Origin of the sequence: Microbacterium sp. USTB-Y, assembly GCF_023703415.1 — a bacterium.
Classification (GTDB): domain Bacteria; phylum Actinomycetota; class Actinomycetes; order Actinomycetales; family Microbacteriaceae; genus Microbacterium.
This window is the reverse complement of record NZ_JAGMTU010000013.1, coordinates 18,938-30,806: the sequence shown is the minus strand read 5'-3', so window position 1 is coordinate 30,806 and position 11,869 is coordinate 18,938. Positions and strand designations below refer to the sequence as shown.

At 68.2% G+C, this 11,869-nt stretch carries 10 protein-coding genes; all 10 read right to left on the bottom strand.

Translation table 11 applies throughout. The features are described 5' to 3' along the window. Positions 1-148 precede the first annotated feature (148 nt). The 10 genes from J8G10_RS19240 to J8G10_RS19195 all read right to left on the bottom strand — a co-directional run bounded on the left by J8G10_RS19240 (position 149) and on the right by J8G10_RS19195 (position 11,562). Positions 149-736 carry a hypothetical protein gene (locus tag J8G10_RS19240; RefSeq protein WP_251448588.1) on the bottom strand — a complete coding sequence of 196 codons (588 nt, stop codon included), beginning with the start codon at positions 734-736 and terminating at the stop codon, positions 149-151. 5 nt (positions 737-741) lie between these two features. After that, positions 742-1,458: an SOS response-associated peptidase gene (locus J8G10_RS19235; RefSeq protein WP_285814521.1), complete on the bottom strand. Its 717-nt coding sequence runs from the start codon at positions 1,456-1,458 to the stop codon at positions 742-744. Between the two features lie 21 nt (positions 1,459-1,479). Beyond that, positions 1,480-3,180 (bottom strand): ATP-binding protein, encoded by a 1,701-nt coding sequence (locus J8G10_RS19230; protein WP_251448585.1) that lies wholly within the window; start codon positions 3,178-3,180, stop codon positions 1,480-1,482. Next, positions 3,177-3,848, bottom strand: a complete 672-nt coding sequence (locus J8G10_RS19225) for a hypothetical protein (protein ID WP_062635333.1) — start codon at positions 3,846-3,848, stop codon at positions 3,177-3,179. Before J8G10_RS19225 ends, J8G10_RS19230 begins: the two co-directional genes overlap by 4 nt. Further along, on the bottom strand, positions 3,845-4,057 hold the full coding sequence (locus J8G10_RS19220) for a hypothetical protein (RefSeq protein WP_062635331.1): 213 nt from the start codon (positions 4,055-4,057) through the stop codon (positions 3,845-3,847). Before J8G10_RS19220 ends, J8G10_RS19225 begins: the two co-directional genes overlap by 4 nt. A 7-nt stretch (positions 4,058-4,064) precedes the next feature. Further along, positions 4,065-4,787, bottom strand: a complete 723-nt coding sequence (locus J8G10_RS19215; protein ID WP_062635330.1) for a hypothetical protein — start codon at positions 4,785-4,787, stop codon at positions 4,065-4,067. Between the two features lie 96 nt (positions 4,788-4,883). Further along, a complete protein-coding gene (locus J8G10_RS19210; protein WP_062635328.1) occupies positions 4,884-5,312 on the bottom strand; it encodes a hypothetical protein in 429 nt (142 codons plus the stop codon). Positions 5,313-5,469: 157 nt separating this feature from the next. Beyond that, positions 5,470-6,045, bottom strand: a complete 576-nt coding sequence (locus J8G10_RS19205) for a DUF1804 family protein (protein WP_251448581.1) — start codon at positions 6,043-6,045, stop codon at positions 5,470-5,472. After that, a complete protein-coding gene (locus tag J8G10_RS19200; RefSeq protein ID WP_251448576.1) occupies positions 6,045-11,072 on the bottom strand; it encodes a CHC2 zinc finger domain-containing protein in 5,028 nt (1,675 codons plus the stop codon). The genes J8G10_RS19205 and J8G10_RS19200 overlap by 1 nt, the downstream gene beginning before the upstream one ends. Before the next feature lie 223 nt (positions 11,073-11,295). Continuing rightward, on the bottom strand, positions 11,296-11,562 hold the full coding sequence (locus tag J8G10_RS19195; RefSeq protein ID WP_157523976.1) for a hypothetical protein: 267 nt from the start codon (positions 11,560-11,562) through the stop codon (positions 11,296-11,298). Positions 11,563-11,869: the final 307 nt, after the last annotated feature.

Genomic DNA, 11,869 nt, shown 5'->3' with positions numbered 1-11,869 from the left:
CTTTCCGGGAGGGCAAGCGGCTGCGCCGCTGGCCTCGGGCAGCCGGCGAGCCGGCCGCGGTCGTGGGTGCTGTTTGTCGTGGCAGGGCCCGGCGCCGGCTCGCTGCGCTCGGCCGACGCCTCGGATCGCGGTCGGCTGCTCCCCCGCGTCAGCGGGTGTGGCGGTTGCGGGTGGTGGCCGCGTGGATGCGCTCGAGTGCGGTTTCGACGGGAGTCCACGGGCGCACGATCTCGTCGACGGTGGCCTGGGTGATGCCGTGGCTCTCCATCTGCCAGGTGACGCAGAGTCGGCCGTCCTCGAGGTACATCGGCCTGCCGTCGTCCCAGCTGGCGTAGCTGCCGATGGCGCGGGTGGCGTCTCGGGTGCGCATGAGGACGTTGGTCTCGACGATCTCGGTGATGATGGCGCCGGGCGCGCGCCAGGAGACGTTGTGGCCGGCGAAGTCGGGATCTTCGTCGACCGGGCCGGTGGGGGCGACGGCGTAGAGGGTGCCGCGGGATGTGAGCGTGCCGGAGGGTGTGGTGATCTCGGTCTGGAATGCGAAGGCGCGGGCGAAGTCCTGGTTGGTGGAGAAGTAGACGCGGTCGGTGCGTGAGACGATGCCGAGCTCGGGGCGCTCTCGGGGTGTGTACGGGATCCGCAGGCCGGCGGCCGCGGCGTCGCGTGGGCTGAGCAGTCGAGTGCCGATCTCGAGTCCTGGGCAGCCGCCGTGCCAGTAGGTCGGTGCGGATGTCATGGGGCTTACTGCGGCAGGGGCTCGAGGAGCTCGGGACCGTTGGCACGGATGCCGAACGGGGCGACGGCGTCGAACTCGAGGCCGGATGCCTCGGCGACGCCGGCGTGCACGGCCTCGTCGACGAGGCCCTGGTCGCCGACGAGGGACGGATCGAGCCAGTGCAGCCACATGTGCTCGGGGAGGATGACGGGGTTGCGATCGTGGATGCCAGCGAGGGTCTGCACGGCATCCGATGTGACGATGGTCGCGGTGAGCACCCAGCGGTCGGGGTCGTCGTCAGGCTTGGTGCGGTCGGGCCACCAGGAGTAGAGACCGGCGAGGCCGAGGAGCTCGCTGTGCGGGTCGTGGATGAACCAGGGCTGCTTGGAGCCCTTCTCCCCCGTCCACTCGTAGAATCCGCGAGCGAGGATGATCGCTCGTTGGGTCTGCAGCGGCTTACGCCAGGTGCTCTTGCTGGTCAGCGTCTCGGCGCGGGCGTTGAACGTCGGGTACTTGAGCTTGAGGGTGTCGCTCCATGCCGGCACGAGGGACCAGTGCGCCTGCTCGAAGCGGAGCTCGCCGGTTTTCGCGGAGTCGATGAGCATGGGGATCCGCTGTGTCGGTGCGATGTTGTAGTTGGCTTCCCAGTCGGCGCGCCAGTCCTCGGGCTTGCGGCCGGTGCGCGTGACGAAATCGGTGATCTCTTCGTTCACCCGTGAGTCCATCGCGAAGCGCCCGCACATCGTTGCAGCGTATCTCCGGTCTCAGACACCTGGCGAGGATGTCGCGTGCTCGAGCTCGGCACCGTTCATGAGGATGTCGGTGGCGACCAGGCCGGTGTCGGTCTTGCGGGCGAGACCGTTGCGGGTGAGGTCGGAGAGGTAGGTGGAGAAGGTGCCGCCGGTCGTGGCGATGTCGGCCGCGGCGCCGAGGTCTTCCCTGCTGAGGCTGTCGGGGTAGGCGTTGATCAGCGCGTCGAGCATCGCGGCTGCGCCGCGGCGGAGGACGGAGCGGTAGTGGTCTTGGAGCTCGCGTGGGGTGAGGGGGTCGGGGCGACCGCCGAGGTAGTCGAAGCCGGCGTCGGTGAGGGTGTAGCCGGCTGTGTTCTCGTCGAGGAAGCCGGCGCGGCGGATGTCGGAGAGGTAGGTAGACCAGGTTCCGCCGGTGGTCTTGAGGCGGGCGACGGTCCCCCACTGGCTCTTGGTGAGGCGTAGCGGTGCCATGCGGCCGAGGGCGAGGATCATCCGCTGCGCGCCGCTGCGCAGCGCTGGCGCGTCTGCCTTGGTGCCGTTCGTCGAGGCCGGTTCTTCGGCCGGAGATGTCTTTGGCTTCGTGGTTGGGGGAACCGCGCGCACAGCGCGCGGCGTGGGGCCGGCGGGAGGATCGGCGGCGAGCTGGTCGACCGCGGCCGAGAGGTCGGCGATCGCGCGGCGGAGGGCGTCGATCGTGGCGGCGTCGACGGGGGCGGGGACGGGGATCTCGACGATCCTCTCGCGCGGCGGCGCCGACGTCGCGGCTGCGAGCTCACGGCGCAGTCTGATGTTCTCGGCGCGCAGGTGTGCGGCGTCGTCGCTGCTGGTCTCTCGCTGGGGGGTGATCGCCGCGGCGATCGCGTCGAGGTCGACGTCGGCGAGCGTGGTTCGGGTGGGCGAGGACGCGATCTCGCCGATACGCGGTGTGGTGCCGGCGTCGAAGGTGTGGCGCATGCGGAAGCGGAACTTGAGAGGCTCGCCGCGCTCGGGCTGCCAGAGCCAGCATTCGCCGGTCTGCAGCGTGGGCAGGTCGGCGAGGATGCTCTTGGAGTCGGCGTGCACGTCGATCCACGCCTTGATCGCGTCGCGGTCCTGCGGTGCGGTGGTGCGCAGCACGAACAGGTTGTCGATCTGGGTGAGGACGTCCTTGTTGACCGCTGCGCTGCGCTGGGAGGCCATCGTGATCCCGAGGCCCTTGAATCGGCCCTGCTTGACGATGCGCTGCCAGGTCTCGACGAGCGCAGCGTTCTCACCGCGGACCTGCTGCGGCAGGTACTCGTGGCACTCCTCGAGGAAGAAATGTGTGGGGGTGCGATCGGCACGGCGGTAGAAGCGATCGCCGAACGCTCTGAGGAAGCGCCGCAGCTCGGCTTTGGTGAACTCGCTGACGTCGAGGATGGCGGAGAGCTTCTGGTCGACGAGCAGGTCCGCGACGAGCTCGCCGGCGGTGGAGTCGAGCGGGACGTCACCGTGACGCCCGCCGAGCACAGGGATCGGCAATCCTGGCCGATCCCCGTCTACCGACGTGCGGATGCCGTACCAGTCGCCCTTGGGGTCGACGACGATGACGGGCACGCCCACCTGGTGCATCTCCTCGAGCAGCACGACGGCTGCGCTGGTCTTGCCTGCACCCTTCTTGGCCAGGATGCCGTTGGAGCTGGTGATGAGCTCGAGCGGGAGGTCTACGCCCTCGGCGACATGCAGGCCGTTCATGATGTCTCGTCGGGGTCGGGGTCGGGCCTGCGGTAGCGGATCTCGCGGCCGTCTGCGCTGAACGTGACGCCTGGCTCAAGGGGAGGCAGGAGCTCGGGGATGGGCTGGAAGTTGTGAGGGGTGAAGTTGCAGTCCAGGGTGCCGGCGTCGATGCGGTGCTCGAGGTAGTACTGCAGGCGCGCCGTGGCGGTGGGTGAGGCGTCGAGGATGCGGGTGGAGATCTCGACGAGCGGCTCCGCGCCGGCCTGGGGCGTGAGACCGAAGATCCCGAAGGTGATCTGCGGATCGTGGTCCCACAGCTGGATCCTGAGCGTGCCGGATCTGCTGAACGGGCTGATGTACCAGGTCGCAACGGTGGCCTGGTCGAGATTGACGGTGGTGACCGGCTCGGCGGGTCGGAGGAACCTCTTCGCGGAGAGGGTGAGGTTGTGACTGTCGTCGATGGCGATCGCGCCGCCAGCTTCCCAGATTGGGTCCGCGCGCCACATGATGTGCAGGACGAGGAACCACACACCGATGATCATGGCCATCGCGGCGAGGAAGATGCCGGGAGCGAGGAGAGCATCAGCCCAGGGCATCCCGGTGAGCGGGGCGAAGATCGCGCCGCCCGCGGCGAGACCCGCGAGCGCGACGAGGCCCGCGAGCGCGACGAGCATCCGTTCGCTCATGGGATGTCCTCTCTGCCGACCGCTTCGGCTTCGGCGCCGGTAGCGAGGATCCGCAGCGCGTTGGCCTGCTGTGTGGGAGTCATCCTGATCGAGGCGTCGACGATGTTGTGGATGCTCAGGCTGTACTCCCCTGCCGCGTCGAGCGCGATCGTGGCGACGGCGAGCAGCTCGTGATCGTCGGGGAGGTCGATGGGGATCTGTGCGAGCATCCGGCGGTCACCCCCTGGCCTCAGCCGCGGTGGTCTTGCGGACGGTTGTGCGTGCCTGCTTCCGGTAGGAGCGCAGCGGCTTTCGGGGGGCTTCGTCGAGGAAGGCTTTGCCGGCGCCGCTGGCGAGCTTGGTGTTACGCAGCTGGACCCGGTAGGGGTAGACGTCTTCGAGGAGCTCGCTGCGGGCGACGACCGCGGCCCAGTAGCTCGGGAAGGTCGAGATCTCCACGAGCTTGCCGCCGGCGGTGAGGCGCTTGTCGGCGGCGCGATCGCGGTCGGTGCGGGCCATGCGGACGGTGAGGACCGGCATGTCCTTGATCTTGATGACTGCGAGATCCCACTGCTCGAGGTACCCCTTGTATCCCCACAGCGCGACGGCGTTCTTGGGGTCGGATGAGATCTTGGTCACTGCGCTGCGGGCGTAGACGAGATCTTTCCGCTCCTGCTCGAAGGCGCCCTGTGGGGGGCGGACGAGGCTGATGACGTGTCCGATCCGGCGCGGTGGGACGCCGTCACGGATCCATCGGCGGATGGTGCCCTCGGAGACGCCGAATGTCTCGGAGGCGGTGCCAGCGTCGACGTGGCCGAGTCGGTTGAAGCTGCCGAGGGCGGCGCCCATGACTTGGCCGAGCTTGCGGGCTCCCCAGGCCTTCTCGAGTGCTTCGACGTTGGCGCTTTCGGGGGTGAACCAGAGCGGGGCAGGGTCGGTGTAGGTCGACGAGACGTCCATGACCAACCTCCTACCTAGTGAATGTGACATTCACAGCATAGGCGACGGCGGCAGTCGTGGTCAACGACGCGCGGGTGCCCGTGCTGTCGCTGCGGCCTATTTTCCGCGGAACCGGAGAACGTGCCCGACGAAGGCTGAGCCGGTCTCGTCGTACAGCTTCTTGAGCGCCGGGGTGGAGACGGAGAGGTTTTCTGTCTTCGGCAGGCCGAGCTCGTCGAAGAGGGCGCTCTGCAGCTGCTCGCGGCTGCGCAGGTTGATCTCGCGGCCGAGCTCGGCGTAGGCCTGCTTCGCGGCTTCCTCCTGCTCGGTGTTGCCGGCGGTCTCCTCGAGGCGCCGCTTGATGAAGGCGTCGGCGTCCTTCTTGTGGAACAGCGGCGAGCGTGCGCCCTCGGGGAGCGCGGACTTGGGGAACCCTTCTTTGCGCTGCTTGGTGCCGGTGGCGTAGACGCGCACGGTCTGCTGAGAGACGTTGAGCTTCTCGGCGATGTAGGCGTAGTCGACGAGCTCGGGCATGGTGGCTGCCATCGGCTGGTCCTCTCTCTGATCGTCAGTCCGGTCACGCCTGATAAAAGCGTGACATTCACTACATAGAGCGTATCGCGCCGGTCGACGGATTCGAGCAACGGCGCGGGTGGGAGCTACGCAGTGGGAGGGGTGGTTCGTCTCGCGGAGGCCGGCGGTATCAGCGCCACTCGACGCCCTTGATGCCGTGGAACTGCCAGCCGTCGACGTAGCGGGTGTCGTAGATGCCGGTGAGGTAGTCGGTTGCGCCGGCGTCGCCGCCCTGCACCCATGCGTCGTAGAGCTGCTGCTGCTCGAACGGGGACATGTCGAGGTTGCTGAACCGCTCGGCGACGTACTTCTTGTCGTTGGGGTCGGAGGAGGGGCCCTGCAGGGCGTTGATGCGGATGGTGCGCTGCCGGGTGGGGAGCTGCGCCTGTACGCGCTTGGCGAGCTGCCCGCGGCCGCGCTGGGTGGTCACGGACTGGCGGACGCGCTTGGTGATCTCCTTGGTGATCACGGCACGCGGGTTCTGCGCGCCGCGGATCCAGCGCTGGACGGTGCCCTGGGAGACACCGAGCTTCTTGGCGGCGAGGCCGGTCGCGATCGGGAAGCGGTCGCTCTTGCCAGGGAAGAGGAACCGGAGCATGGCGCGGGTGTCGGGGTGCTCGGCGGTGTAGTCGGGGATCTTCTGCCCGGTGAGGCCCTCGAACATCGCTTTCATCTGGCGGGCTTGGGCGACCTTGCTCAGTGCCATCAGATCAGCTCCTCGAGGTACTTCTTGCCCTTGTAGGAGCCGTCACCGTTGAGGAACTCGGCGTGATGCGCGAGCGGGTCGGATCCTTCGTACTTGTACTGCCCCAGGCCGCGGCCGAACCAGGAGGGGTCTCCCGGCCAGGCCTCGAGCGGGTCGATGTGGTCGCTGGTGTAGACGACGGTGTCCTTCTCGATCGCGACGGGCCACCGGCCGGTGCGCTCGGCGTTGGCGAGGACGCGGCGGATGATGTTGGCGCGGGACTTGGCGACGATCATGTCGTGGCGGTGCGGGGCCCACACGGCGAGGGTGTCGTGGTCGCCGCGGTAGTCGAGCATGCCGATCGCGGCGGCGTAGACGATCTTGAGCAGGTCGCGGGCGGCCTGGTCGTCGACGTCGGTGGTGTCGAGGGTGGTGCGGGCGTCGCGGATGCGCTTGTACCAGGCCTCGAAGACCTTGGCCTTGCGATCCCACAGCCAGGCTTCGTGGATCTCGAGCTCGAGGCCCATTTCGCTCGCGAGCTCGAGGGTGGGTGTGCTGACCCAGATCTGAGAGCCGGCGAACCCTTCGCGGACGATGCCCTGCGCGGCGAAGATGTCGGGCATGAGCCAGCTGCCCGGTTCGGGGGCGGTGATCAGCCAGTAGCCGGGCTTGTTCGTGGCCTTGGTGAACTGCAGCGGCCCGTCGTAGTGGGTGGGCGCGCCGACGCCGACCTCGGTGCTTGCAGCGGCGAGGTAGGAACCGCCCCGGTCGAACCCATGCGCCCACTTCTGCTCGATCTCGTCGCCGAAGAGCTTGCGCTGCCAGTTGAAGTCGCCCTCGGCCATCATCTGGTCCTTGACGGGCGCAGGCCGGTCCTGCGGGTAGTAGATCTCGTCGTGCTTGTCGCGGGGCAGCAGTGCGCGCATGAGCTTGGTGCCGGTAGTGCCAGCGCTGCTGCGGTAAGGGAACTTGAGCGCCGCGGTGAACTTGCCCAGGCGGCGGGCGATCGTGGCCGGGTCCGGGTCGCCGTCGAGGATCGTGCTGATGAAGCGGAAGTCCTGGGCGGGCAGGAGCGCGATGTGCGCACCGATGCCGCGGTTGTCCTCGCGCCACACGTCGATGCTGCCGGTCATGGAGCCGTCACCGCTGAGCGAGAATCCGGCCTCGGTCGCCAGGGTGATGAACGGGTGCCCCTTGGTGGCCTCGCGCAGCAGCTTGCCGTAGTCGGAGTCGGTGGATTCGGGCAGGGTGTCCAGCGGGAGGCCAAGCGCGAGGGCGGCTTCCATCGTGAGGTAGATCTGGCCGCGCTCGGTCTTGCGTGCACCGTTCGTGCCCTGGTTGATGCGGGTGCCCAGGTTCAGGTCCGTGGCCAGCTGCGCGAGCTGGCCGGCGTGCTCGAGCTGACCGCGGATGGTGATCAGCTCACCCGTGGACAGCCAGAGCCCGTCCGTGTGGAGCACGCCCAGCGGTGCACGGAAGTCCTCGGCCGACGTCGTGGTGCTCGGACGTGCGGGCGCGGTCGGGACGGGGGAATCTGCAGCTGCAGGCTGCTCGGGCTCGGGCTCGGGCTCGGGCTCGGGCTCGGCCGGGGCCGGCGGCGCCGACTGCGGGGTCTGCTCCGCCGGCTGAGTGGGCGTGGGCGCTTCGTCGACGGTCGAGGCGTCGAACAGCGCCGGGAAGTCCACGGGCGAGTCGTCCGGGCCTGCTCCCCCGTCTCCGCTGGTGGGTCCACCGGAGGGCTCATCGGGGTTGCTGCCGGTGAGGGCTGACAGCGGAATGTCCCACACGCGGTGCTGCATCGAGCGTCCGGTGCGACGGACGACGCTGCGCTTGCCGGCGCCGTCGACGAGGAGCCACCCGTGGGAGAGCATCGACGAGGACAGCGAGGTCTTGGTGTCGCTGAATGCTTCGTCGGCGCGCTGCGACATCTGGCGGGCGACGGCGACTGCGGTGGTCGGGAACAGGTAGAGGCGCTGGTCGCGGATGATGCCGACCCGCTGGCCGTTGGGGCGCCACTGCGGGTGCATGCCGGTGGAATGGTCGGTCCATCCCAGCGAGCTCGCGTCTTCGGGGACTGCACCATCCATGCCGGCCAGGTGGGCGTTGCCGTTGGCGATCGCCTCGCGCAGATACTCCATCAGCTGCTCGGCGGGGTCGGATGCGGACGAGTCCTGCAGGCTGATCGCCTCGGCGATGCCGGCACGCGCCCAGGCGTAGAAGTCCTTGGCCTCTTCGGCGGTGATGACGTCGAGGTCGCGGAGCATCATCAGCATGATCACGATGCCGCGATCCAGGACCACAGCGGATTGCACGAGGCGGTCGTGGAGGCCAGCGTGCCCGTTCTGGCTGGGGATGGTCTTACGCCAGTAGGCCTGCGTGCACAGGCGGTGCTCGCTGTCCTCCTCGGCCTCGGTGAAGTCGTCGACGAGCTGCTGCCGCCGCGCCGCGGTCCACTGCACGAGTGAGGAGCCGATGAGGGCGCGGGCGTGGCGGGCACGGCGGGACTCGAGGCGCCCGAAGATCTCACCGCCGTTCTTGAGAGTGGCGGGGTCCAACGGCAGGTTGACGATGCGGGAGTCGGCGGAGCCCTGGGCGGACAACTCGCCGGACGTGATGATGCTGGCAAGGATCGGACGGTCGGCCTCGGCGCCGCCGCGCTGCTTGCCGCGGATGCGTCCGATGCCGTTGAACACGGTGCGGCCGAGGGTGCTGATGCGGCGGATCGCGTCGCTGGCGTTGCCGTCCGGGGCGAAGTCATCGACAATCACCGGGACGTTGCTGATCGCGGAGAGGGTGCGCTGCAGGCCGATCGCGGTGGATCCGCCGGCAGCGCCGGAGATCAGGCCCTTGGTGTTGTGGGTGAGGTTCGGTGCGAAGTACTGCACGGCCAGACGGCTGTGGGAGGTCTTGTAGGACGCGAACCCGCCCACCAGGTGCAGCAGGATCGGGCCGGGCAGGACCGGGGCGGTCCAGGAGTGGCCGAGCAGGGGGGCGATCACGCGGGCCGGGAGCTCAGATTCGCGCAGCGCCACGGTGCCGTCGATCCATGCCTGACGCAGCGCGTCGCGGTCTGTGGTGGGGGCGGGCATTGCATAGATGTCGGAGGTCTTTGCCACGTCCACGTCGACGTCGACCGCGCCGCCCTTGGCGATCGCGCCTGCGGCGTGTACGAAGTAGTCGCCGGTTTCGGCGGTGCGCCATCCGACCGTGGTGTGGACGATGCTGTTGTTCCGCGGCGGTTTGATCGCGTTCATCGCATCCCACGCCTGATCCGCGCCGCGGCGGCTGTTCGACTCGAGGAACCCCGGCCAGGGCATCGCCTTTGACCATGACCCGTCGCGGATCTGGTCTTCGGTGTACTTCAGGGTGACCGACTCGGTCTTGAACTGGCCCGTGTCCGGGTCGCGGGTCGGGTAGCCGCGGTCGTTCGGAACCCACCGGGAGAACTTGATCACGTACAGGTGCGGGGGTCGGGCGATCTCATTGTCGGTGCCGTCGTCCTCGATGGCGACGGTCTGAACCTCCGCCCACCCGCGCATGACTCGGAAGTACTTGTCGTCCTCGTCGCCAGGGGTGTGCTTGATGAGCACGGTCTGCCCCTCGACGACGTCGTAGTGGTTGCCCTGGATGAACGGGCGCTTCTCGGGCTGGTCCTCGGGGTTGTCGTTCCCGAAGAACACTCCCCCGTTGCCGCCTCCGCTGCCGGTCTGCGTGCGGGGTGCGGCAGGGGTGATCTCGACGGTCTCAGCCGGCGGCTGCTCCTCGACGTCGGGACGGATCGCGACGATCGACGAAGCGACCGCCTGGGGCACGTCGAGGCCCGCGACGATGTAGGTGTCACGGGAGATCCGCGCACCCTCGGCGACCGCGGCCGCGTACTCCTGCAGGGCGGTGCGGCCGCGATCGCCGAGCTGCTCCGGGGTCAGGACAGGGTCGATCGCTTTGATCCGCTCGAGGCGGTTGAGGGACTCCCGCGCCCACGCCTCGGCGTGCTGCTCGGAAGTCGCCCGGTCCTGCTGGCTCTGCTCGAGCTGCGCGGTCGCTTCCTTGAGGCACACCGCAACGCCGGTGCGCCCGTGCACGAGCTTGTCGGCCTCGGCCGCGGCGACGATCGCACGGGCGTCGTCGACGGTGATCTCGACGAGCGTCGCGACCGTCCCACCAGCGTCCATGTGGTCTGTGAAGTCCGACTTGCGATCGTCGAGGTTGGGCAGGAAGATCCGCGCCGGGATGCCGAGCTCGGCCAGCTGCGCACCGACACCCGCAGCACGCTGTGCGCCGGCGGGATCGTTGTCGACGACCAGGTTGACCGAGGCGCCCCGGAAGTGCTCGAGCAGCTCGGCGGGGAAAGCCGTAGCGCCGCCGGCATTGGTGGTCGCGGCCAGGCCCTCGGCGATCGCGCTGTCGGCGTCCTTCTCCCCCTCGAGCAGCCACACATCCCCGCCGGCGGCGACCGCTGCGCGGATCGCGGCGAGGTTGTAGAGCAGGGGGGCGAAGCCTTCCGGCTTGCGCTTGACCCATCGGCCATTGGCGCCACGGTAGCTCTGGGTGAACCGCTTGTGCCGCTGCCCGTCCAGGGTGGTCTCTTCGCGGTGGACCCGCTGCAGGACGACGCCGTTGTCGTCGACGTACTCGTAGACCTTCACCTGGCGCCACGTCGCGCCCGTCAGGTCCGGGGTCTTGGGGGCGAGCTCATCCTGCGTCAGCCGCGGGGGCAGCGAAGGCCGCTTCGCCCTCGGGGTGCGCTGACTGGTGCGGCGGTCGGCGGGCAGTGGCGCGTCGAACAGGTCACTGACGGTCAGGCCGATCGCGCCGCACACGTCACGGAGGTCGAAGGCATCACCGCAGCCGAAGCAGTGCATCATCACCTTGCCGCCGGCCCGGTCGTAACGGATGCTCAGCGACGGCATCGCGTCACCGTGCACGGGGCACAGCGCCATGTGCTGGCTCCCGTTGCGGCGAGGCTTCCACCCACCGCGCTCGAGCGCCTCGAGAACGCGGTCCATGGAGTTCGTAGCCGTCGCCGTGCCGGTGTACTCAAGCGTCATCGCTGCAGCACACCCCCTCGGGTGCACGCTGCATCGCCCAGCGGGTGCGACACGACGGCCACACCAACGCTAGACATCCGCAATATCGCGGCTATAATCATGAACGTCCTAACTGACGAACTCTGATGCAGCATCAGAAATCTGATCAGCCTCTTGCAGGAGGCTGTGACCCAAAAGCACTCAAGACCCCCGATGGTTTGCAGACCAGAGGGGGTCGAGTCGTTTATGCCGATCGTGGCAACTCAAGCTCCTGTTCTGTCGCACGGATAGCACGCTCATGCTCGGCCTTCTTGAGCTCGTCCTGGACGTAGTCAGGGATCTCGAGGCCGGCCTGCTTGGAAACAGCCAGCGCGAGCCAGCTGCTGAGAGGGATTCCTGCTTCCTCGGCGAGGCGCTCAAGAATCGGTTGATACGCCTGCGGGTACCGCACGGTGCTCGTCGCACGAGGGCCGTAGTTGCGGCGTCCCGGCTTGTTAGCTGTCGCTGGCATGTCCCCGTTCTAGCACGATCCTGAATCAGAATCACGGATTGCCGCGAAGTGTCCCGCCGCCGTGTCTTCTCGCCCATGTCAGGTATAGGCCCAACCTCGGACCCTTCGCGGACATCGGTTCCCGGAAAAAGTTCGACATCGCCGTTGGTACACCTTTCTCGCCTCGCGCGGGCGCGCATGTGTGAGGGCTTGCGCTGAAAAGGTGTACCAGGTGTACCGGAGACGGAAAATAGCCTGGTCAAGAGTCAAAAATTGCTGGTACACCTTGCCAGATCACAGGTGTACCGCGAGAAGCAAAACCCCAGAT

What these genes read in the sequence shown, in the direction of transcription:
- J8G10_RS19240 (WP_251448588.1), bottom strand. Translation starts at nt 736, where the DNA reads ATGACATCCGCACCGACCTACTGGCACGGCGGCTGCCCAGGACTCGAG.
- J8G10_RS19235 (WP_285814521.1), bottom strand. Translation starts at nt 1,458, where the DNA reads ATGTGCGGGCGCTTCGCGATGGACTCACGGGTGAACGAAGAGATCACC.
- J8G10_RS19230 (WP_251448585.1), bottom strand. Translation starts at nt 3,180, where the DNA reads ATGAACGGCCTGCATGTCGCCGAGGGCGTAGACCTCCCGCTCGAGCTC.
- J8G10_RS19225 (WP_062635333.1), bottom strand. Translation starts at nt 3,848, where the DNA reads ATGAGCGAACGGATGCTCGTCGCGCTCGCGGGCCTCGTCGCGCTCGCG.
- J8G10_RS19220 (WP_062635331.1), bottom strand. Translation starts at nt 4,057, where the DNA reads ATGCTCGCACAGATCCCCATCGACCTCCCCGACGATCACGAGCTGCTC.
- J8G10_RS19215 (WP_062635330.1), bottom strand. Translation starts at nt 4,787, where the DNA reads ATGGACGTCTCGTCGACCTACACCGACCCTGCCCCGCTCTGGTTCACC.
- J8G10_RS19210 (WP_062635328.1), bottom strand. Translation starts at nt 5,312, where the DNA reads ATGGCAGCCACCATGCCCGAGCTCGTCGACTACGCCTACATCGCCGAG.
- J8G10_RS19205 (WP_251448581.1), bottom strand. Translation starts at nt 6,045, where the DNA reads ATGGCACTGAGCAAGGTCGCCCAAGCCCGCCAGATGAAAGCGATGTTC.
- J8G10_RS19200 (WP_251448576.1), bottom strand. Translation starts at nt 11,072, where the DNA reads ATGACGCTTGAGTACACCGGCACGGCGACGGCTACGAACTCCATGGAC.
- J8G10_RS19195 (WP_157523976.1), bottom strand. Translation starts at nt 11,562, where the DNA reads ATGCCAGCGACAGCTAACAAGCCGGGACGCCGCAACTACGGCCCTCGT.